Origin of the sequence: Citrobacter sp. Cpo091 (genome assembly GCF_030332645.1) — a bacterium.
Lineage (GTDB): Bacteria > Pseudomonadota > Gammaproteobacteria > Enterobacterales > Enterobacteriaceae > Citrobacter > Citrobacter portucalensis.
In genome coordinates this window covers 475,932-495,893 of record NZ_JAOWHL010000039.1, presented here as the reverse complement: position 1 = coordinate 495,893, position 19,962 = coordinate 475,932, and the positions used below count along the sequence as shown (strand labels likewise).

General features: G+C 53.1%; 23 protein-coding genes. 16 read left to right on the top strand and 7 right to left on the bottom strand.

Annotated features, from left to right (window positions below):
• The first annotated feature begins 95 nt into the window (after window positions 1-95).
• Genes ulaA through OGY04_RS18675 form a run of 6 tightly spaced genes read left to right on the top strand, consistent with a single transcriptional unit; the run spans window position 96 to window position 4,505 of the window.
• Window positions 96-1,493, top strand: a complete 1,398-nt coding sequence (gene ulaA / locus OGY04_RS18700) for a PTS ascorbate transporter subunit IIC (protein WP_003830456.1) — start codon at window positions 96-98, stop codon at window positions 1,491-1,493.
• A 15-nt stretch (window positions 1,494-1,508) separates the two neighbouring features.
• The gene (gene ulaB, locus OGY04_RS18695; protein ID WP_001577590.1) at window positions 1,509-1,814 is read left to right on the top strand and encodes a PTS ascorbate transporter subunit IIB; all 306 of its coding nucleotides are present in this window, start codon (window positions 1,509-1,511) and stop codon (window positions 1,812-1,814) included.
• 10 nt (window positions 1,815-1,824) lie between these two features.
• Window positions 1,825-2,292 (top strand): PTS ascorbate transporter subunit IIA, encoded by a 468-nt coding sequence (gene ulaC / locus OGY04_RS18690; protein ID WP_006686330.1) that lies wholly within the window; start codon window positions 1,825-1,827, stop codon window positions 2,290-2,292.
• A gap of 12 nt (window positions 2,293-2,304) precedes the next feature.
• On the top strand, window positions 2,305-2,955 hold the full coding sequence (gene ulaD / locus OGY04_RS18685; protein WP_003025660.1) for a 3-keto-L-gulonate-6-phosphate decarboxylase UlaD: 651 nt from the start codon (window positions 2,305-2,307) through the stop codon (window positions 2,953-2,955).
• A 9-nt stretch (window positions 2,956-2,964) separates the two neighbouring features.
• On the top strand, window positions 2,965-3,819 hold the full coding sequence (locus OGY04_RS18680) for an L-ribulose-5-phosphate 3-epimerase (protein WP_008786014.1): 855 nt from the start codon (window positions 2,965-2,967) through the stop codon (window positions 3,817-3,819).
• Complete coding sequence (locus OGY04_RS18675; protein WP_032942175.1) at window positions 3,819-4,505, top strand: L-ribulose-5-phosphate 4-epimerase; 687 nt, start codon at window positions 3,819-3,821, stop codon at window positions 4,503-4,505. Before OGY04_RS18680 ends, OGY04_RS18675 begins: the two co-directional genes overlap by 1 nt.
• A 131-nt stretch (window positions 4,506-4,636) precedes the next feature.
• Here the strand turns inward: OGY04_RS18675 and yjfY are convergent, their stop codons facing one another.
• Window positions 4,637-4,912 (bottom strand): DUF1471 family protein YjfY, encoded by a 276-nt coding sequence (gene yjfY / locus OGY04_RS18670; protein WP_003025668.1) that lies wholly within the window; start codon window positions 4,910-4,912, stop codon window positions 4,637-4,639.
• 299 nt (window positions 4,913-5,211) lie between these two features.
• Between yjfY and OGY04_RS18665 the strand changes: the two genes are divergently transcribed.
• From OGY04_RS18665 to OGY04_RS18635, 6 genes are all read left to right on the top strand, one after another.
• Window positions 5,212-5,976, top strand: coding sequence for a TSUP family transporter (locus OGY04_RS18665; protein ID WP_003830447.1), 765 nt, complete (start codon window positions 5,212-5,214; stop codon window positions 5,974-5,976).
• A 158-nt stretch (window positions 5,977-6,134) separates the two neighbouring features.
• Complete coding sequence (gene rpsF, locus OGY04_RS18655; protein ID WP_003025672.1) at window positions 6,135-6,530, top strand: 30S ribosomal protein S6; 396 nt, start codon at window positions 6,135-6,137, stop codon at window positions 6,528-6,530.
• A gap of 6 nt (window positions 6,531-6,536) precedes the next feature.
• Window positions 6,537-6,851, top strand: coding sequence for a primosomal replication protein N (priB, locus tag OGY04_RS18650; RefSeq protein WP_153687702.1), 315 nt, complete (start codon window positions 6,537-6,539; stop codon window positions 6,849-6,851).
• 4 nt (window positions 6,852-6,855) lie between these two features.
• Window positions 6,856-7,083, top strand: a complete 228-nt coding sequence (rpsR, locus tag OGY04_RS18645) for a 30S ribosomal protein S18 (protein WP_000135199.1) — start codon at window positions 6,856-6,858, stop codon at window positions 7,081-7,083.
• Between the two features lie 41 nt (window positions 7,084-7,124).
• Window positions 7,125-7,574, top strand: coding sequence for a 50S ribosomal protein L9 (gene rplI / locus OGY04_RS18640; RefSeq protein WP_003025676.1), 450 nt, complete (start codon window positions 7,125-7,127; stop codon window positions 7,572-7,574).
• A gap of 142 nt (window positions 7,575-7,716) precedes the next feature.
• Window positions 7,717-8,640, top strand: coding sequence for a DMT family transporter (locus OGY04_RS18635; protein ID WP_008786017.1), 924 nt, complete (start codon window positions 7,717-7,719; stop codon window positions 8,638-8,640).
• A 63-nt stretch (window positions 8,641-8,703) separates the two neighbouring features.
• Here OGY04_RS18635 and OGY04_RS18630 read toward each other — a convergent pair whose 3' ends face one another.
• Window positions 8,704-9,354, bottom strand: a complete 651-nt coding sequence (locus tag OGY04_RS18630; protein WP_032942177.1) for a LysM-like peptidoglycan-binding domain-containing protein — start codon at window positions 9,352-9,354, stop codon at window positions 8,704-8,706.
• Window positions 9,355-9,573: 219 nt separating this feature from the next.
• Between OGY04_RS18630 and bamJ the strand changes: the two genes are divergently transcribed.
• Together bamJ and cycA are read left to right on the top strand one after the other, a co-directional pair.
• A complete protein-coding gene (gene bamJ, locus OGY04_RS18625; protein WP_032934269.1) occupies window positions 9,574-10,194 on the top strand; it encodes a BamJ family beta-barrel-assembly machinery protein in 621 nt (206 codons plus the stop codon).
• 308 nt (window positions 10,195-10,502) lie between these two features.
• The gene (gene cycA / locus OGY04_RS18620) at window positions 10,503-11,912 is read left to right on the top strand and encodes a D-serine/D-alanine/glycine transporter (RefSeq protein ID WP_008786019.1); all 1,410 of its coding nucleotides are present in this window, start codon (window positions 10,503-10,505) and stop codon (window positions 11,910-11,912) included.
• 147 nt (window positions 11,913-12,059) lie between these two features.
• Here cycA and ytfE read toward each other — a convergent pair whose 3' ends face one another.
• Window positions 12,060-12,722 carry an iron-sulfur cluster repair protein YtfE gene (gene ytfE, locus OGY04_RS18615; protein WP_003025690.1) on the bottom strand — a complete coding sequence of 221 codons (663 nt, stop codon included), beginning with the start codon at window positions 12,720-12,722 and terminating at the stop codon, window positions 12,060-12,062.
• A 244-nt stretch (window positions 12,723-12,966) separates the two neighbouring features.
• Here ytfE and OGY04_RS18610 point away from each other — a divergent pair, with 244 nt between their 5' ends.
• Window positions 12,967-14,538: a methyl-accepting chemotaxis protein gene (locus OGY04_RS18610; RefSeq protein ID WP_008786021.1), complete on the top strand. Its 1,572-nt coding sequence runs from the start codon at window positions 12,967-12,969 to the stop codon at window positions 14,536-14,538.
• Between the two features lie 68 nt (window positions 14,539-14,606).
• Here OGY04_RS18610 and OGY04_RS18605 read toward each other — a convergent pair whose 3' ends face one another.
• From OGY04_RS18605 to OGY04_RS18595, 3 genes are all read right to left on the bottom strand, one after another.
• Entirely contained in the window at window positions 14,607-15,572 is a 966-nt protein-coding gene (locus OGY04_RS18605) for a DMT family transporter (protein WP_020996260.1), read from the bottom strand.
• 76 nt (window positions 15,573-15,648) lie between these two features.
• Window positions 15,649-16,473 (bottom strand): AraC family transcriptional regulator, encoded by an 825-nt coding sequence (locus tag OGY04_RS18600; protein ID WP_020996259.1) that lies wholly within the window; start codon window positions 16,471-16,473, stop codon window positions 15,649-15,651.
• Window positions 16,474-16,554: 81 nt separating this feature from the next.
• Window positions 16,555-17,403: an SDR family oxidoreductase gene (locus OGY04_RS18595; protein ID WP_167820362.1), complete on the bottom strand. Its 849-nt coding sequence runs from the start codon at window positions 17,401-17,403 to the stop codon at window positions 16,555-16,557.
• A gap of 90 nt (window positions 17,404-17,493) precedes the next feature.
• Between OGY04_RS18595 and OGY04_RS18590 the strand changes: the two genes are divergently transcribed.
• Complete coding sequence (locus OGY04_RS18590; protein ID WP_032934267.1) at window positions 17,494-17,874, top strand: winged helix-turn-helix transcriptional regulator; 381 nt, start codon at window positions 17,494-17,496, stop codon at window positions 17,872-17,874.
• Between the two features lie 47 nt (window positions 17,875-17,921).
• On the opposite strand, the gene cpdB is transcribed toward OGY04_RS18590, so the two are convergent.
• Entirely contained in the window at window positions 17,922-19,865 is a 1,944-nt protein-coding gene (gene cpdB, locus OGY04_RS18585; RefSeq protein WP_252430517.1) for a 2',3'-cyclic-nucleotide 2'-phosphodiesterase, read from the bottom strand.
• Between the last annotated feature and the right edge of the window lie 97 nt (window positions 19,866-19,962).

Sequence of the window (19,962 nt, the reverse complement as noted above, 5' to 3'; positions counted from 1 at the left end):
ATCTTGTTGTGATTACTTTTGAAAATTAGAGTGAGGGCACAACATCCTGGGCATCTGTAATGAATGTTCAGCAACTTCGTCTACTGGAGATCGTTATGGAGATCCTCTACAACATCTTTACCGTCTTTTTTAATCAGGTCATGACCAATGCACCGTTGCTGTTGGGTATTGTGACCTGCCTCGGCTATATCCTGTTGCGTAAAAGTGTCAGCGTCATTATCAAAGGCACGATCAAAACGATTATCGGTTTTATGTTATTGCAGGCAGGGTCGGGCATTCTGACCAGCACGTTTAAACCGGTGGTGGCGAAGATGTCTGAGGTTTACGGTATCAATGGCGCGATCTCCGATACCTATGCCTCCATGATGGCAACCATCGAACGAATGGGTGATGCCTACAGTTGGGTAGGGTACGCCGTACTGTTAGCGCTGGCGCTGAACATTTGTTACGTACTGCTACGGCGTATTACCGGTATTCGAACCATCATGCTGACTGGGCACATCATGTTCCAGCAGGCGGGGCTGATTGCTGTCTCTTTCTACATCTTTGGTTACCCGATGTGGACCACCATCATCTGTACCGCGGTGCTGGTGTCGCTCTACTGGGGGATTACCTCCAATATGATGTACAAACCGACGCAGGAAGTGACCGACGGCTGCGGTTTTTCCATCGGTCACCAGCAGCAGTTCGCCTCATGGATTGCTTACAAAGTCGCGCCGTATCTGGGTAAGAAAGAGGAGAGCGTAGAAGATCTCAAGCTGCCAGGCTGGCTGAATATCTTCCATGACAACATCGTTTCCACCGCGATTGTGATGACCATCTTTTTCGGGGCGATCCTGCTCTCTTTCGGCATAGATGTGGTTCAGGCGATGGCGGGTAAAACCCACTGGACGGTCTATATCCTGCAAACCGGTTTTTCGTTTGCTGTCGCTATCTTCATCATCACCCAGGGCGTACGTATGTTCGTTGCTGAACTTTCAGAAGCGTTCAACGGTATCTCTCAACGTCTGATCCCCGGCGCGGTGTTGGCTATCGACTGCGCAGCGATTTACAGCTTTGCCCCCAACGCGGTGGTCTGGGGCTTTATGTGGGGCACCATCGGCCAACTGATTGCGGTAGGTATTCTGGTTGCCTGCGGCTCTTCCATCCTGATTATCCCAGGCTTTATCCCGATGTTCTTCTCGAACGCCACTATCGGCGTATTTGCTAACCACTTTGGCGGCTGGCGCGCGGCGCTCAAGATTTGCCTGGTGATGGGGATGATCGAAATCTTCGGCTGCGTTTGGGCGGTGAAACTCACCGGTATGAGCGCCTGGATGGGCATGGCGGACTGGTCAATTCTGGCACCGCCGATGATGCAAGGCTTTGCCTCCATCGGCATCGTGTTTATGGCCGTCATTATTCTGATTGCACTGGCTTATATGTTTTTCGCAGGACGCACGTTGCGCGCTGAGGAAGACGCAGAAAAACAACTGGCAGAACACTCTGCTTAATAAGGAGTTCCGATTATGACCGTACGTATTCTGGCTGTGTGTGGCAATGGGCAGGGCAGTTCCATGATCATGAAAATGAAAGTGGACCAGTTTTTAACCCAGTCAAATATTGACCATACGGTGAACAGCTGCGCAGTGGGTGAGTACAAAAGTGAACTGAACGGCGCGGATATCATCATCGCCTCTACCCATATTGCCGGTGAAATTACCGTAACTGGCAATAAATATGTTGTTGGCGTACGCAACATGCTGTCGCCTGCCGATTTTGGGCCAAAACTGCTGGAAGTGATCAAAGCGCATTTCCCGCAGGACGTGAAGTAAGGGGCGGCATATGAAATTACGTGACTCGCTGGCAGACAATAATTCCATCCTTTTGCAAGCCGAGGCCAGTACCTGGCAGGAAGCGGTAAAGCTTGGTGTGGATCTGTTGGTTAAGGCCGATGTGGTTGAACCACGCTACTACCAGGCCATCCTTGATGGCGTTGAGCAGTTTGGCCCGTACTTTGTGATTGCGCCAGGCCTGGCAATGCCGCACGGCCGTCCGGAGGAAGGGGTTAAGAAAACCGGTTTTGCGCTGGTGACGCTGAAAACGCCGCTGGTGTTTAACCACGAAGATAACGACCCGGTCGATATTCTGATAACGATGGCGGCAGTTGACGCCAACACGCATCAGGAAGTGGGCATCATGCAGATCGTGAATCTCTTTGATGACGAAGCCAATTTTGACCGTTTACGCGCCTGTCGCACCGCGCAGGAAGTGTTGGATTTAATTGATAACGCCACTGCGGCGGCTGTTTAAAAGGATACCAAAATGTCATTACCTATGTTGCAGGTTGCGCTGGATAACCAATCAATGTCTTCCGCGTATGAAACGACGCGTCTGATTGCCGAAGAGGTCGATATCATTGAGGTGGGCACTATTCTTTGCGTGGCAGAGGGCGTGCGCGCCGTTCGCGATCTAAAGGCGCTTTACCCGCATAAAATTGTGCTGGCGGACGCCAAAATTGCCGATGCGGGAAAAATCCTCTCCCGCATGTGTTTCGAAGCCAACGCTGACTGGGTCACCGTCATCTGCTGTGCGGATATCAACACCACCAAGGGGGCACTGGAGGTGGCGAAAGAATTTAACGGTGATGTACAGATTGAACTGACGGGTTACTGGACCTGGGAGCAGGCGCAAGAGTGGCGTGACGCGGGCATTGGGCAAGTTGTGTATCACCGCAGCCGTGATGCGCAGGCAGCAGGTGTGGCGTGGGGAGAGGCGGATATCAGCGCGATCAAACGCCTGTCCGAGATGGGCTTTAAAGTCACCGTCACCGGCGGTCTGGCGTTGGAAGATCTGCCGCTGTTCCAGGGAATTCCGATTCACGTATTTATTGCTGGTCGCAGCATTCGCGATGCCGCCTCTCCGGTGGAAGCGGCCCGTCAGTTCAAACGTTCTATCGCCCAGCTGTGGGGATAAGGAGCGACTATGTTGTCGAAACAGGTCCCGCTCGGTATTTATGAAAAGGCACTCCCCGGCGGGGAGTGCTGGCTGGAGCGCTTGCAGCTGGCGAAGGAACTGGGCTTTGACTTTGTCGAAATGTCGGTTGATGAAACCGACGCTCGCCTGGCGCGTCTTGACTGGAACCGCGAGCAGCGACTGGCGCTGGTGGCCGCTATCGCCGAGACAGGGATACGGGTGCCGTCCATGTGCCTGAGCGCTCATCGACGTTTCCCGCTGGGCAGTGAAGATGATGCGGTACGCGAACAGGGGCTGGAGATCATGCGTAAAGCCATTCAGTTTGCGCAGGATATCGGTATTCGCGTTATTCAACTGGCGGGTTACGACGTTTATTACCAGCAGGCCAATAACGAAACGCGTCGTCGGTTTCGCGATGGGCTGAAAGAAAGCGTAGAGATGGCGAGCCGTGCACAGGTGACGCTGGCGATGGAAATCATGGATTATCCACTGATGAATTCGATCAGTAAGGCGCTGGGATACGCTCACTATCTCAACAATCCGTGGTTCCAGCTGTATCCCGATATCGGCAATTTGTCGGCGTGGGACAACGATGTGCAGATGGAGTTGCAGGCGGGAATGGGCCATATCGTTGCCGTACACGTGAAAGATACCAAACCCGGTGTATTCAAGAATGTGCCGTTTGGTGAAGGGGTTGTCGATTTCGAACGTTGTTTTGCGACGCTCAAACAGAGTGGGTATTGCGGGCCATACCTGATTGAGATGTGGAGTGAAACGTCGGACGACCCGGCACGTGAAGTGGCGAAGGCGCGCGACTGGGTGAAAGCGCGTATGGCCAGCGCCGGTCTGGTGGAGGCGGTGTAATGCAAAAACTCAAACAGCAGGTTTTTGAGGCCAATATGGATCTGCCGCGCTACGGGCTGGTGACGTTTACTTGGGGTAATGTCAGCGCCATCGACCGCGAACGCGGGCTGGTGGTGATTAAGCCCAGCGGCGTCGACTACCAGACAATGACAGTGGACGACATGGTAGTTGTGGATCTGCACGGCAACGTGGTGGAAGGACGCTATCGTCCTTCTTCCGATACCGCCACCCATCTGGCGCTGTATCGCCGCTATTCCTCTCTTGGCGGCGTGGTGCATACCCACTCAACCCACGCGACGGCATGGGCGCAGGCAGGTCTGGCAATACCCGCGCTAGGCACGACGCATGCGGACTACTTCTTTGGCGATATCCCCTGCACCCGGGCGTTAACTGAAGCGGAAGTTCAGGATGAGTATGAGCTGAATACCGGCAGGGTGATTGTTGAAACGCTGGGGGAGGTGGAACCTTTGCATACGCCAGGCGTAGTGGTGTACCAACATGGCCCGTTTGCCTGGGGCAAAGACGCTCATGACGCGGTACATAACGCGGTGGTGATGGAAGAGGTGGCAAAAATGGCATGGATTGCGCGTGGCATTAATCCGGCACTCAGCGCTATCGACAGTTATCTGATGAATAAGCACTTCATGCGTAAGCACGGCCCAAATGCCTATTACGGGCAGAAGTAGGAAAAAACGTTCCGGAGCCAACTCTTCATGGGGATGAGATCGGTCTGGCTTCGGGATTGTTTTACAAAAAAAGCCCCCAGTGAAGGGGGCAAGTCAAACTGTGGCAATGTTCTCGTTGGTTATTTCTGGTGTTAACGATAAATATCTGCACTGGCGTGCATATTTCCGTTACTACCGGGTTCCCTGGTGAGGATCACGTGGTAGTAGGTTGCGCCTTGCGCATCGGTCTCTTCATTCAGGGCCTGAGTGGCTTCACTTTCAGTGGCGAAGTTATGATTTATGTAAATGACGCCTAAGCTCTGCACATCATCCATGTTCCTGGCCTGATGGTTATCAATTTTGATGGCTGCCGTTGCATTTGCACTGAGCAAAAGCACAGCCAGAAGGGTCAAAACACGGGCTCGCATATGTACCTCCTCGACTGCGGTCTCTGGTTGCCTCTCTCCTGTGAGTGATTAACTTCTGATGTAATTTTAACCGCTACCAGCGCAGTCGATAGCGACCATTTCTGATGCAGTTGTTCAAAAAATTACCGCATAGCCATCTTTTCTTTAATTAACAGTCTGCTGGTGTATACCGCTGCGGTGAAAAAATACCTGCCTTTCGCGCATAAGCTCTTACTAAATAGTCAATTTAATCGGGTGAGTACGCCGTTTATAGTGAGCCGGATAATTAATATAACTTTATGATAATAAGGCAAAAACTTATGGATACTTCATTCATGGATTTCAGCTATTTCGTGGTTATGTTTATGGTCGCGCTGGTGGCTGGCTTTATTAACGTGGTGTCGGGTGGTGGTGGATTTCTCTCTATTGGCGCACTCTTAATTTCTGGTTTACCCCCGGCTAATGCGCTGGCAACCAATAAAATTCAGGCTCTGGGTAGCTCGCTGACCTCCGGAATTTACTTTTTACGCCGAGGACATATCAACGTGCAGGAGCACAAGTATGTGTTTTTATCTGCCTTTATCGGTTCTGCGCTGGGAACGACGCTTATCCAGTTCATTGAACCGGAACTGCTGAAGAAACTGCTCCCAATCCTGATTATCGCAGTCGCCATTTACTTTATTTTTGCGCCAAACCTTAGCGAACCGAAAAGAAAGCAGCAGGTATCCCTGTTTCTCTTCTCGTTGATCGGTGGGGGATGTATTGGTTTTTATGATGGCTTTCTCGGTGCTGGGGCAGGTTCCTTTTATACCCTCAGCTATATTCTGCTGTGGGGATACAGTATTGATAAAGCGCAAATCCACTCGAATTTTATTAACCTGGCGTCGAACATCGCCTCGATTTTGTTCTTCATTTTCGGCGGTAAAATGATCTGGTCGCTGGGTTTGGTGATGTTTGCAGGGCAATCCCTTGGCGCACGTCTTGGTGCGACAGTCGTACTGACGCGCGGTAAGAAAGTCATCCGACCCATGATTGTCATTGTCTCCATTTGTATCAGCATCAAAATGCTGCTGGATATGTATTAATGGCAACATGATAAATAATCGTACAAGCACCTTGAGTTTACCTGCTGGCCCCAGTATTATGACGCGTCATTTTTCAGCCGACCTTTAACACGTTCCTTGCCTCCATGGGCCTCGGCTGACCCAGACAGGAGGCTGAATAATCCGTAAGGAGCAATTCGATGCGTCATTACGAAATCGTTTTTATGGTCCATCCTGACCAGAGCGAACAGGTTCCGGGTATGATCGAACGCTACACTGCTGCCATCACTGGTGCAGAAGGCACGATCCACCGTCTGGAAGACTGGGGCCGCCGTCAGCTGGCTTACCCGATCAACAAACTGCACAAAGCTCACTACGTTCTGATGAACGTTGAAGCGCCGCAGGAAGTGATCGATGAGCTGGAAACTACCTTCCGCTTCAACGATGCCGTTATCCGCAGCATGGTTATGCGTACTAAACACGCTGTTACCGAAGCATCTCCGATGGTTAAAGCGAAAGACGAGCGTCGTGAACGTCGCGATGATTTCGCTAACGAAACCGCAGATGATGCTGAAGCTGGGGATTCTGAAGAGTAATTTCTGATGACCAACCGTCTGGTGTTGTCCGGCACTGTGTGCAGGGCCCCCCTTCGAAAGGTCAGTCCATCAGGAATTCCTCATTGCCAGTTCGTGCTTGAGCATCGTTCTGTGCAGGAGGAAGCCGGGTTTCACCGGCAGGCGTGGTGCCAAATGCCCGTTATTATTAGCGGACACGAAAACCAGGCCATTACTCACAGTATAACGGTCGGTAGCGCAGTGACCGTTCAGGGGTTCATCTCTTGCCACAAGGCAAAGAACGGCCTGAGCAAAATGGTTCTGCATGCCGAGCAGATTGAATTGATAGATTCTGGAGACTAGCCATATGGCACGTTATTTCCGTCGTCGCAAGTTCTGCCGTTTCACCGCGGAAGGCGTTCAAGAGATCGACTATAAAGATATCGCTACGCTGAAAAACTACATCACCGAAAGCGGTAAGATTGTCCCAAGCCGTATCACCGGTACCCGTGCAAAATACCAGCGTCAGCTGGCTCGCGCTATCAAACGCGCTCGCTACCTGTCCCTGCTGCCGTACACTGATCGTCATCAGTAATCGGTCACGGTCCATTAATACGACTTTGAGAGGATAAGGTAATGCAAGTTATTCTGCTTGATAAAGTAGCAAACCTGGGTAGCCTGGGTGATCAGGTTAACGTTAAAGCGGGCTATGCTCGTAACTTCCTGGTACCACAGGGTAAAGCTGTTCCTGCTACCAAGAAAAACGTTGAATTTTTCGAAGCGCGTCGCGCTGAGCTGGAAGCTAAACTGGCTGACGTTCTGTCCGCTGCTGAAGCTCGTGCTGAGAAAATCAACGCACTGGAAACCGTAACCATCGCGTCTAAAGCTGGCGACGAAGGTAAACTGTTCGGTTCCATCGGTACTCGCGACATCGCTGACGCTGTAACTGCAGCTGGCGTTGAAGTAGCTAAGAGCGAAGTTCGTCTGCCGAACGGCGTTCTGCGTACCACTGGCGAGCACGAAGTGAGCTTCCAGGTTCACAGCGAAGTGTTTGCTAAGCTGACTGTAAACGTAGTTGCAGAATAAGTTTTTATTCTGATGACCGCGTAAAAGCGCCGGCCCTGTGCCGGCGTTTTGCTTTTCTGTTCCCCCGCTTTTCTCTCTGGCTATTCTTTATCCTTTTCGGGATAATCACAAAAATAAAACATTATTTCAAAGTGGTGATGGAATGGAACCAACGCACCAACCTCTGTTTGCGCGTAAAAATGTTGTCTACCTGAGCGCGGCGTTCTGCTGCCTGCTGTGGGGGAGCGCCTATCCGGCGATCAAAAGCGGATATGAGATCTTCCAGATTGCCACGGATGACATTCCCTCAAAGATTGTCTTTGCCGGATATCGCTTTCTGTTTGCGGGATTATTGCTGCTACTGCTGGCGGTAGCGCAGCGTAAACCGATTGGCCGGTTAAGCCCGCGTCAGTACGGCCAACTCACGCTGTTGGGGCTGACGCAAACCTCGCTGCAATACATCTTCTTTTACATTGGCCTGGCGTTCACGACGGGAGTGAAAGGGTCCATCATGAATGCGACCGGGACCTTCTTCAGCGTGCTGCTGGCCCATTTTATCTACCATAACGACAAACTGAGCTACAACAAAGCGCTGGGCTGTATTCTGGGCTTTACCGGTGTAATGGTGGTGAACTTTAGCAGTGGAATGGATTTTAGCTTCAGCCTGTTAGGCGACGGTTCAGTAGTGATGGCAGCCTTTATTCTCTCTGCTGCCACGCTATATGGAAAACGTATTTCTCAGACGGTGGACCCGACGGTAATGACAGGGTACCAGTTGGGCGGTGGCGGCCTGGCGTTGGTTATCGGCGGCTACGCTTTTGGCGGCACGCTAACCGTACACGGTGCGTCTTCGGTGGCGATTCTCGGCTACCTGACGTTACTCTCTTCGGTCGCTTTCGCCTTGTGGAGTATTCTGCTCAAGCATAATCGCGTGGGGATGATTGCGCCGTTTAACTTCCTGATCCCGGTTTCGGGTGCAGTGCTGTCGGCAATATTCCTCGGTGAAAACATCCTCGAATGGAAATATGCGGTAGCGCTGGTGCTGGTGTGTTCGGGGATCTGGTGGGTGAACAAGGTGAAACGCTGACGTTTCACCTTGATGCCTGATGGCGTTATCGCTATCAGGCCTGGAATCGCGGGGTCACAGCGCTTAACGGGCGCGAATAAAACTGCCGTTAGGCTGGCGGGTAAACAGTACCTGCTGACCATTCCCGGTATCAATGGTTAATCCCGTCACCACGCCATTGGCATTCTGCCTGATCTGTATCATCTGACCGTCTTTCAGATTGCTCAGCGGTTTTCCGGCGCCTTCAACCTGTGCCATCGCATACACATCGGTTGGCGGGAGGTTATGGTCACGGAATACCTGCGCCAGCGTTTTACCTGAGTCTACGCGGTAGGAGCGCCACTGCTGGTCAATTCCGCTATCCTGTTGGAAAGGTTGTGTCTGCGGCTGAGATTGCTGGACCTGAGGCTGGGCATCAGGTTCTCCTTCCTGGATTGGCTCTGGCGCAACCGGAGCGACCTGGCCGGGATCATTTTGCGGCGGGACAAGCTGTGCCTGCAGCTGAGCCTCGGTCGGTGGCTGCGACTGTGACTGTAAATCCAGCTGGGCAGTACGCGTCACCACAGGGGTATCGCTGGTGTCACTGGAAGGGAGCAGGAAACCTATCACCAACACAATAGCAGCAATAATAATGCCGCGGCGGTGCATAGGCGGTAGCGGGTCCATAATGCGAAAATTGTCCGGTGCATGCCAGATTTTCGCCAGGGTTGGTTTTAATTCAAAGCGCCCGGGCATGGCTTTCCTCCTGCTCCGCGTCTCGTTCCTCGATCATAGAGTATAGATGGCTAACGCTATGATGTTCGTCATATTACCCGCTTTCGTGACGTCAACGCGGGATATTCCTATTGTTTATGTTTCCTCGCGATTTGTCATCTGTTCCCGAGACAAAGTTTTACCGGATGCGGCATGGCTGATATGCTGCCCGCTACTTTACATCCGATGAAAGGAAATATGATGGCTAACCCGACTTTTGACACTATCGAAGCGCAAGCAAGCTACGGCATTGGTTTGCAGGTAGGACAACAGCTGAGCGAATCCGGACTGGAAGGACTGTTGCCTGAAGCGCTGGTAGCGGGTATCGCTGACGCGCTGGAAGGTAAGCACCCGGCAGTGCCGGTTGATGTTGTGCATCGCGCACTGCGTGAAATCCACGAACGTGCTGATGCAGTTCGTCGCGAGCGTTTCCAGGCTATGGCGGCTGATGGCGTCAAATATCTGGAAGAAAACCGTGAGAAAGACGGTGTGAACAGCACTGAATCTGGTTTGCAGTTCCGTGTTCTGACCCAGGGTGAAGGTGCTATTCCGGCACGTACTGACCGCGTTCGCGTGCACTACACCGGTAAGCTGATCGACGGTACCGTGTTTGACAGCTCTGTCGCACGTGGCGAACCAGCTGAATTCCCGGTTAACGGCGTAATCCCAGGCTGGATTGAAGCGCTGACCCTGATGCCGGTAGGTTCCAAATGGGAACTGACTATTCCTCAGGAACTGGCTTACGGCGAGCGTGGCGCTGGCGCGTCCATTCCTCCGTTCAGCACGCTGGTGTTCGAAGTTGAGCTGCTTGAGATCCTGTAAGCAGTGACTTCTGTTCCCCCCGAGGCCGGGGGGAGCAAAAAAATAGCGTGAAAAGCTATAGTTACGTCGTTGTCGATATTTTATCTTGCAAATGCCCCATCAGCGTGTATTTTTGTGAGCTGATTCGCGCTATCAGAGTGATATGACACTCACTTTAAACATTAAATTAACATTATATCTAAATCTTAGTATTCATCCCGCCAATTCTTACCTAATATCGATGAGTCCTGATAACAGGATCGTCGTATCATAGACACATTAAAGGCCGTAGAGCCTGAACAACACAGACAGGTACAGGAAGAAAAAACATGGTAGATCAGGTAAAAGTCGACACCGCTGAAGAGGCGTCGTCTGAACAGTCGCTACGGCGCAATCTCACAAACCGTCATATTCAACTTATTGCTATTGGTGGCGCTATCGGTACTGGCCTGTTTATGGGCTCCGGTAAAACCATCAGTCTCGCCGGACCGTCGATCATCTTTGTGTATATGATCATCGGTTTTATGCTGTTTTTCGTGATGCGCGCAATGGGTGAATTGCTGCTCTCGAATCTGGAGTACAAATCGTTTAGTGATTTTGCCTCTGACCTGCTCGGGCCATGGGCCGGGTATTTTACCGGCTGGACCTACTGGTTCTGCTGGGTTGTTACCGGGATGGCAGACGTGGTCGCGATTACCGCGTATGCGCAATTCTGGTTCCCCGAACTGTCAGACTGGGTCGCCTCGCTGGCGGTGATTGTGCTGCTGCTGAGCCTCAACCTCGCCACCGTAAAAATGTTCGGTGAGATGGAGTTCTGGTTTGCGATGATCAAAATCGTTGCCATCATCGGCCTGATTGTCGTCGGTCTGGTGATGGTGCTGACGCACTTCCAGTCGCCAACCGGCGTTCAGGCATCGTTCACGCACTTGTGGAATGACGGTGGCTGGTTCCCGAAAGGTCTGAGTGGCTTCTTTGCCGGCTTCCAGATAGCCGTGTTTGCGTTTGTGGGTATTGAGCTGGTGGGTACGACCGCAGCGGAAACCAAGGATCCGGAGAAATCTCTGCCGCGCGCCATTAACTCGATTCCAATCCGTATCATCATGTTCTACGTGTTCGCGCTGATCGTGATTATGTCCGTTACGCCGTGGAGCTCGGTAGTGCCAACCAAGAGCCCATTCGTTGAACTGTTTGTGTTGGTTGGTCTGCCTGCTGCGGCGAGCCTGATCAACTTTGTGGTGCTGACTTCAGCTGCCTCTTCTGCAAACAGCGGCGTGTTCTCTACCAGCCGTATGCTGTTCGGTCTGGCGCAGGAAGGCGTTGCGCCTAAAGCGTTTGCCAAGCTGTCTAAACGCGCAGTTCCGGCGAAGGGTTTAACCTTCTCCTGTATCTGTCTGCTGGGCGGCGTGGTGATGCTGTACGTGAACCCGAGCGTGATTGGCGCCTTCACCATGATCACCACCGTATCGGCGATTCTGTTCATGTTCGTCTGGACCATCATTCTTTGCTCGTACCTGGTGTACCGCAAGCAGCGTCCTCACCTGCATGAAAAATCAATCTACAAGATGCCGTTAGGCAAGCTGATGTGCTGGGTATGTATGGCGTTTTTCGTCTTCGTACTGGTACTGCTGACGCTGGAAGATGATACCCGTCAGGCGCTGATCGTCACGCCGCTGTGGTTCATCGCGCTGGGTCTGGGCTGGTTGTTTATCGGTAAGAAACGTATGGCAGGCGTGCGATAATCGCTAAGCAGTGAGATGTTGGCCGGATAAGGCGTTTACGCCGCATCCGGCACTATGCTGGCGGGATTGCCTGATGCGGCTTCGCCTTATCAGGCCTACGTTTGAGGTCGTTGTAGGCCCGGTAAGCGCTAGCGCCACCGGGCTTTTTTATTCACCTGCGAGGGCACGCGGGAACAACACATTGTTTTCCAGGCTGATGTGTTCCATCAGGTCGTCGATCATCTCGTTAATGCCGTTATACATGGCTTTCCAGGTAGTGCAGGCCTCTGGTGGCGGCGTTACGTTATGGGTGATGTGTTTGATCACTTCCACCAGTTCACCCGCATCGTCATGTTCGCTTTCCATCACGCTGATTGGCCCCATCGCCTGGCTACCCATGCCCTGTTTGATCATCGGGAACAGGATCTGTTCTTCTTTCATCATGTGGCTGGACAGCTCTTCATGCAGCATGGTCAGGTTTTTCGCCAGACCGCGCGGTACGTTCGGTTTGTCTGCGTGAACGCGTTCAACTTTAGTGGCCTGCAGGATCAGCTCCGGCAGCTGTTCGCGGTGTCTGTCGTGATAACGCACGATGATATGGTCGATGATTTCAGCCAGAGCCACGGTACGCCAGTCTTTCTCCAGCGGCTGTTCAGCCAGCTGCGCGAGCTGCGCCTCAATAACGTCTAAATCCAGCTCTTTACGCGCGGCAGCGCGTGCCAGCGTTTGCTTACCGCCGCAGCAGTAATCCATATCGTATTTACGAAACAGGGCCGAAGCGCGAGGAATAGAGAGCGCCAGTTCACCTAAAGGTTGATCGCGATAAGACATTGCCGTTACCTCATTCTCAATAATATAAGATGTATTTTAAATGCAACTTATGACGAAGGATATAACCCTTTCGGGGTGGGGTGTTTTGTGATGGACGTCACGAAAATTTCTTATCTCGTTAAGATGCTGAATCTTATTGGAAAGGAGAAGTACGGCGAAAAAAGCCGCACGACAGGATTAAATAAGCGCACGCCGCTGCCGATAGTTAGACCTCAGACAATACCTGCATAATAAAAGGCTACAGATGTTCAAACGAATCAAAGTGATAACCTTACTTATCACCGTGTTACTCGCGCTGGGCGCAATGCAGCTCATCTCCGCGGGCGTCTTTATTGGCGCACTCAATAACGATAAGCAGAACTTTAACGTGTCTCAACTTTCCAGCCAGAACGTGGCCGAGTTTACCGATGCGTGGATTAGCCTGAACCAGGCTCGCGTCACGCTCAACCGGGGCATGCTGCGTTTACAGGGAACGATGGCCAGCGATATTAACGGCGGTCAGCTGCAGGAGCTGGTGAACACGGCAAATCGCCTGTTGGCCGAATCGAAAGAGCATTACGATAAATACTACGCTCTGCCGGAAACGCCGGGGCTGGATGAGCATCTGGCCGATCGACTGGAAGAGCAGTACGGCATCTATTCTGCGACGCTGGCAAAAATGAACGCGCTGCTGGCTGAAGGAAAGCTGGAAGAGATGTTTAAGCAGAATGCCGAGCAAAAGCAAACGGCCATGCAGGAAGTTTATCGGCAATGGCGTAGCGCGCAAACGGCGCTGGCCACTGCCGGAGTGCAGGACAATGAGAGTGATTACCAGAAGATAATCTGGCTGCTGTCCGCGGTGATGCTGATTGTCGTCACCGTGATTATCGCCAGTTGGCTGGCGATGCAGCGAGTGCTGCTCAAGCCGCTCCACGAGGTGATGGGACATATTCGCCACATTGCCGCAGGCGATTTGACGCACCCCATCAGCGCCGACGGCAGTAATGAAATGGCGCTGCTGGCAAGCAACGTCCGTGACATGCAGCAGGCGCTGGCGAATACGGTCAGCGTGGTGCGTGACGGGGCCGATACCATCTATACCGGTGCGGGTGAAATCGCCGCAGGCAGTAACGATCTCTCTTCACGTACCGAGCAGCAGGCCGCCTCTCTGGAAGAGACCGCAGCCAGCATGGAACAACTTACCGCAACCGTGAGACAGAACGCAGATAACGCGCGTCAGGCGACCAGTCTGGCAAAAAATGCTTCACAGACGGCGCAAAAAGGCGGAACCGTGGTTGATGGTGTGGTGCGTACGATGGATGAAATCGCCACCAGTTCCAGCAAAATCGCGCAAATTACCAATGTTATCGACGGCATTGCCTTCCAGACCAATATTCTGGCACTGAACGCGGCGGTTGAAGCGGCGCGTGCCGGCGAGCAGGGGCGCGGATTTGCCGTGGTCGCAGGCGAGGTTCGGACGCTGGCGCAGCGTAGCGCTCAGGCGGCGAAGGAGATCAAAGCGCTGATAGATGACTCAGGGAATCGGGTCAATGCCGGTACGGCGCTGGTGCATGAAGCGGGCGAAACGATGGCGGAAATAGTTAGCGCCGTGACCCGCGTGACCGACATCATGGGGGAGATTGCCTCAGCTTCTGATGAACAAAGTCGGGGTATCGATCAGGTAGGCCAGGCGGTTGCCGAAATGGATCGCGTCACGCAGCAAAACGCCTCGCTGGTAGAAGAATCCGCTTCCGCCGCTGCTGCGCTTGAAGAGCAGGCCGCGCGGTTGAACCAGACGGTAGCGGTGTTTAAGGTGTCGCGCCGGATGGCGGCGTAAACGCCTTATCCGGCCTACATGAGATCGTACAGTCCTTGTAGGCCGGATAAGCAGTGCCATCCGGCACATTATGATTGTGAAACCACCACGATGCTCGGTTTCTGCGGCTTGGCTCTGACGGCTATCACCACCCCAACCATCAGCAGCGCAATACCGCTAACCGTCAGCAGAGGTGGAAATTCCTGACGCAGAATAAAGGTGTACAACAAACCGGCCAGCGTTTCGAAGACAATCAGCGGGCCGAGGATCACCGTCGGTAATTTTTGGCTGGCGACGTTCCAGCACAGTGCGCCAACCCACGAACACAATACCGCAATGGCTATCATCAGACCGATAAACACGCCCGGACGCGGACCGAAGGGTAGAGCGAAGTCCGGCGTTTGCCCGTTAAGCCACAGGCAGGCGGCAATGTAACCGAGCAGAGAAACGGGCAACGTTACCAGAGCCTGGGCCGTCGCCCACATCATCGGGTGCTTATCCGGATTCTCGCGCAGCCAGCGGGCATTACGCAGCGCGTACCATGCCCAACACACCACCGAGACAAGCGCCAGCGCGATGCCGGAACCATAACGCCAGCCACTAAAGTCTGGTAACCCCTGATTCAGCTCCGAGATATTCACGCACAGCAGTCCTATACCAATCAATACCAGCGCAGGCGACAGACGCCACCATGATAATTTGCCGTCACGCTGGCTGTAGAGCAGGTTAGCGAAGACCGGGATCACCACCGGCAATGTACCAATAATCATCGTGGAGACCGGTGCGCCGGTGCGCTGGATGGCGCTTGCCAGGCAAACGTAATAAATCAGATTCCCCATCATTGTTAGCGTCAGCGCAGTTACCCAGTCTTTCCGCACGAGTTGACGCAGGCGCGCACGTCCCAGCCAGGCAATCGGCAATGCGATCAGCCCCAGCGCCAGATAACGCCCCATCGACTGCAATACCGCCGGGTATTCCGGTACGATCAGCGGTCCAACAAAAATTAATCCCCACATCAGCCCGGCCAACAGGGCATACAACACACCGCTAATCATTTTTGACATCCACATCGTTTAACAATGAGTCGAGTGTAGGCAGGAAAAATGCCGCCGTATTGTATGAGATTGCTGATCAACGCCGGACGACTTGTTTCTGATAACGTACCGGCGTAATGCCGTAGCGATGGGTAAACGCGCGGGTGAGATGCGACTGGTCGGTGAGGCCGGTTGCGGCGGCGACCTCTGCGGCGGGCATACCGTAAGTGAGAAAACCTTTGGCTCGCCACAGCCGGATCGCCATCAGCATCTGGTGCGGCGTGACGTGGAAATGAGACTTAAACTGGCGCTGAAAATGCCAGGGACTCAGCGATGCAACCCGCGCCAGCTCGTCGAGCGTGACCGGATGCATATAATTATCGTGCAGATACTCACGTACCCGTTCAAAGCGATGCGCCCCCTCCGTTAATACTGGCGCATGGCGGGCCAGCGGCTGGAACGTGTCGATCAGATCGAGTAGAAGGCCTTTTTGCGCCAGCGGATCCTCCGTGTTCCACAGGCCGTGGATCAGCGAGCAGATCTGGCGCGAGCGCAGCGGATCGTGACGCGTTACGTCATGAAACCACCAGTGGCGGATCCCGGTGACCTCTTCCAGAAGATCGGGTTCAAGATAAATCATCCGATAGCGCCAGCCGTCGGCGGTTTCGGCCTCGCCGGTATGCAGCTCATCGGGATTCATGGTGACGACGGAATGGGCGGGGGCAACATACTGCGTGCCGCGATAGCGAAAACGTTCGGCTCCGGCTTCTATCGCGCCAATGCCAAACGCTTCATGGGTGTGCGGCTCGAAAGCGTAACGCGAGATGTGTGCATGATACAGCTCAACGCCCGGCACCTGCGCCAGATGGCGAAAGCGGGCGCTGTCTTTCTCATCAATAAACTGCTCAGGTACACCTTGCACGTTTTCTCTCCCCACGCATCATCCTGTCATTATCAGAGAGGATGCGCGGGGATGCCACCACAATTAACTAATTTTTAACACTTACACGATGCCTTTGACGCTGTCAGACAACGAGGTGGTCGGGCGACCAATCAGTTTGCTCAGCGTATGGCTGTCGTCGAACAGACCACCTTTGGAGGCGCCAGTGTCTGAGTCAGCCAGCATGTCCGCCAGCCCGGCAGGCAGGCCTACACCTTTTAGCGCGGCGGCAAAATCAGCTTCGCTCAGGTTCTGATACACCACTTTTTTACCACTCTGTTTTGCCAGCTCGGCAGCCAACTGGCTCAGGGTCCAGCCTGCGTCGCCCGCCAGTTCATAAGTTTTACCGGCGTGACCGTCTTCACTGATGACGCGCGCGGCGGCAGCGGCATAGTCGGCGCGGGTCGCTGAGGCAATTTTGCCTTCACCTGCAGCCCCGATAAACACGCCATGTTCCAGTGCAGCCGGTGCGCTGGCGAGATAGTTTTCGGTGTACCAGCCGTTACGCAGCAGCGCGTAGGCGATACCGGATTCAGCCAGCATCTTCTCGGTTGCCACATGCTCATCAGCCAGCCCCAGCGGGGAGGTGTCGGCGTGCAGCAGGCTGGTGTAGGCGATGAATTTCACGTGCGCGGCTTTCGCTGCGTTGATCACGTTACGATGCTGCGGGGCGCGTTGTCCCACTTCGCTGGAGGAGATCAGCAGTAGCTTGTCGATACCCTGTAAGGCAGCCGTCAAGGCGGCTTCATCGCTGTAATCCGCCTGACGAACGGTAATGCCCTGCTGGCTAAGCGCCGTCGCTTTAGCGGGATTACGCACAATTGCCACAATCTGGCTGGCAGGAACGGTTTTCAGCAGAGATTCAATAACGTATTGGCCCAGTTGGCCGGTGGCGCCGGTAATTGCGATCATGGGGTGACTCCTTGGTATTGGTCTTGTGTTTAATCACGCTAACACCTAAACTTACTTTTAGTAAGTACGCACAAAAAGGTTAGTATGAAAATGACAGCTTCGACGCTCTCTCAGCAGTTACGCGATGGCAACTTGTTTGCCGAACAGTGTCCCTCCCGTGAGGTGTTAAAACACGTCACCAGCCGCTGGGGCGTGTTGATTCTGGTGGCGCTGCGCGACGGTACGCACCGTTTCAGTGATTTGCGCCGTAAGATGGGCGGGGTCAGTGAAAAGATGCTGGCGCAATCCCTGCAAGCGTTAGAGCATGACGGGTTTATCAATCGGGTGTCGTATCCGGTGGTACCGCCGCACGTGGAGTATAGCCTGACGCCGTTGGGTGAGCAGGTGAGCGATAAAGTCGCCGCGCTGGCGGACTGGATAGAACTGAATTTGCCGCAGGTTTTAGCGCAGCGGGACGAACGGGCTGCGTAGTTTTGTAGGCCGGATAAGACGCTATTGCGCCGCATCCGGCACGAAAATTACTTACTTAAATCCAGCTGATAAATAGCGAAACCGATGTCATCGGTCGCGACTTTCTTCAGCGGATACTGGCCTTTCTCTTTAATAAATGCCGCGGCTTTATCAGACGGTGATGTTTCAAAGCGAATATCCAGTGGTGTATCGCTATGAATTGGCGCCAGACGCCAGTTGTTATCTGCCGCCGGGTGAATTTCACCGGCACGCTTCGTCTCAGCACCAATCCAGGCCGCCAGCACCGAGCGGTTTTCATCCGGAGAAGCAAACGCGATGTGGCTGTCGCCGGTTCCGGCAAACTTACCGCCGTAGGCGCGGTAGTTGTTGGTCGCGACGAGGAAGGTGGCATTCGGATCGATTGGTTTGCCGTTAAAGGTCAGATTTTTAATACGTTCCGCTTTCGGGTTAATGGTCTGACATTCACCGTCGTAGCGAGCAGGTTGTGAAACATCAATCTGATAATTCACGCCGTCAATCACGTCGAAATTATAGGTACGGAAGCCATCCCAGTTAATCAACGACTGTGGTTTGCTGCTGTGGATATCAATCTGATTGAACTGCCCGGCAGAACATTCCAGCCACTCTTTCACCTCTTTACCGCTGGCTTTCACCACCACCAGAGTGTTGGGATAGAGATACAAATCAGCGGCGTTACGGAAGGTTAACTGACCTTTTTCGACTTCTACGAAGCTTGCCGGATCGTTCTTGCGTCCACCGACCTTAAACGGCGCGGCGGCGGAAAGTACCGGTAGTTTTGCCAGATCCGGATCGCCCTGAATAAAGTGTTCTACATAGGCTTTCTGCGCGTTGTTCACCACCTGTACGGTCGGGTCATCCTGTACCAGCGCCAGATAGCTGTACATGTTGTCGGCGGATTTACCGATCGGTTTGCTGACAAACTCACGCGTGGCGTCGTGATCGGCTTTCAGGATCTCAACGATTTTTTTGTCTTCTGCTGCCAGTGATTTTTTGGCTGCGGCGTCATAGATCGGGCGCGCCTCGGCTTTCGCCTGAGTGACCTGCCATTTACCGCTGTCGTTATTCAGCACTAAATCCACCACGCCCAGGTGATCGCCCCACATACCCGGCATCACCGCAGGAATCCCATTCAGCGTACCTTTTGTGATATCTGCGCCTTTAATATTGGCAAAGTCTTTACCCGGGAAGACGGCGTGAGCGTGACCAAACATAATGGCATCCACGCCCGGTACTTCGCTGAGGTAATAAACGGAGTTTTCCGCCATGGTTTGATATGGGTCGGCAGAAAGCCCGGAGTGAGCAACCACCACCACAACATCGGCGCCTTTTTCTCTCATTTCCGGAACGTATTTGCGTGCAGTTTCCGTAATGTCGTTCACCGTGACTTTGCCGCTGAGGTTGGCTTTATCCCAGGTCATAATCTGCGGTGGCACAAAGCCGATATAGCCAATCTTCAGCGTTTGCTTGTTCCCTTCCTTGTCGACCACCTCAGTGTCTTTGATCAAGTAAGGCGTAAATAGCGGCTTCTTGGTCTTAACGTCGATGATATTGGCGTTAACGTAAGGGAATTTCGCTCCGGCCAGCGCGTTGTGCAGATACTCCAGACCGTAGTTGAATTCATGGTTGCCGAGGTTACCCACCGCGTAATCCAGGGTATTCAGCGCCTTATATACCGGGTGAGTTTCGCCCGCTTTCAGCCCCTTGGCCGCCATGTAATCCCCGAGCGGGCTACCCTGAATCAGATCGCCATTATCAACCAGCACGCTGTTTTTGACTTCACCACGCGCAGCGTTGATCAAACTTGCCGTACGTACCAGACCGAATTTTTCAGTCGGTGTATCTTTGTAATAATCGAAATCCATCATATTGCTATGCAAATCAGTGGTTTCCATTATACGCAGATCGACGGTCGCGGCATTGACGCTGGCTGCAATCAGCGTTGCCAGAAGCGTTGCACTAAACTTAATCATCAGGGGCATCCTTTTAAGATCTAAGCCACAAAAGAAAATGTATATAAATCTTCTTGCTTACAGAACTGTGAATCATGACATGAATATAGCGTTTAAA

Bases quoted from the DNA above. Each gene is read 5' to 3' on its own strand.
- ulaA (WP_003830456.1), top strand. From the start codon at position 96: ATGGAGATCCTCTACAACATCTTTACCGTCTTTTTTAATCAGGTCATG.
- ulaB (WP_001577590.1), top strand. From the start codon at position 1,509: ATGACCGTACGTATTCTGGCTGTGTGTGGCAATGGGCAGGGCAGTTCC.
- ulaC (WP_006686330.1), top strand. From the start codon at position 1,825: ATGAAATTACGTGACTCGCTGGCAGACAATAATTCCATCCTTTTGCAA.
- ulaD (WP_003025660.1), top strand. From the start codon at position 2,305: ATGTCATTACCTATGTTGCAGGTTGCGCTGGATAACCAATCAATGTCT.
- OGY04_RS18680 (WP_008786014.1), top strand. From the start codon at position 2,965: ATGTTGTCGAAACAGGTCCCGCTCGGTATTTATGAAAAGGCACTCCCC.
- OGY04_RS18675 (WP_032942175.1), top strand. From the start codon at position 3,819: ATGCAAAAACTCAAACAGCAGGTTTTTGAGGCCAATATGGATCTGCCG.
- yjfY (WP_003025668.1), bottom strand. From the start codon at position 4,912: ATGCGAGCCCGTGTTTTGACCCTTCTGGCTGTGCTTTTGCTCAGTGCA.
- OGY04_RS18665 (WP_003830447.1), top strand. From the start codon at position 5,212: ATGGATACTTCATTCATGGATTTCAGCTATTTCGTGGTTATGTTTATG.
- rpsF (WP_003025672.1), top strand. From the start codon at position 6,135: ATGCGTCATTACGAAATCGTTTTTATGGTCCATCCTGACCAGAGCGAA.
- priB (WP_153687702.1), top strand. From the start codon at position 6,537: ATGACCAACCGTCTGGTGTTGTCCGGCACTGTGTGCAGGGCCCCCCTT.
- rpsR (WP_000135199.1), top strand. From the start codon at position 6,856: ATGGCACGTTATTTCCGTCGTCGCAAGTTCTGCCGTTTCACCGCGGAA.
- rplI (WP_003025676.1), top strand. From the start codon at position 7,125: ATGCAAGTTATTCTGCTTGATAAAGTAGCAAACCTGGGTAGCCTGGGT.
- OGY04_RS18635 (WP_008786017.1), top strand. From the start codon at position 7,717: ATGGAACCAACGCACCAACCTCTGTTTGCGCGTAAAAATGTTGTCTAC.
- OGY04_RS18630 (WP_032942177.1), bottom strand. From the start codon at position 9,354: ATGCCCGGGCGCTTTGAATTAAAACCAACCCTGGCGAAAATCTGGCAT.
- bamJ (WP_032934269.1), top strand. From the start codon at position 9,574: ATGGCTAACCCGACTTTTGACACTATCGAAGCGCAAGCAAGCTACGGC.
- cycA (WP_008786019.1), top strand. From the start codon at position 10,503: ATGGTAGATCAGGTAAAAGTCGACACCGCTGAAGAGGCGTCGTCTGAA.
- ytfE (WP_003025690.1), bottom strand. From the start codon at position 12,722: ATGTCTTATCGCGATCAACCTTTAGGTGAACTGGCGCTCTCTATTCCT.
- OGY04_RS18610 (WP_008786021.1), top strand. From the start codon at position 12,967: ATGTTCAAACGAATCAAAGTGATAACCTTACTTATCACCGTGTTACTC.
- OGY04_RS18605 (WP_020996260.1), bottom strand. From the start codon at position 15,572: ATGATTAGCGGTGTGTTGTATGCCCTGTTGGCCGGGCTGATGTGGGGA.
- OGY04_RS18595 (WP_167820362.1), bottom strand. From the start codon at position 17,403: ATGATCGCAATTACCGGCGCCACCGGCCAACTGGGCCAATACGTTATT.
- OGY04_RS18590 (WP_032934267.1), top strand. From the start codon at position 17,494: ATGACAGCTTCGACGCTCTCTCAGCAGTTACGCGATGGCAACTTGTTT.
- cpdB (WP_252430517.1), bottom strand. From the start codon at position 19,865: ATGATTAAGTTTAGTGCAACGCTTCTGGCAACGCTGATTGCAGCCAGC.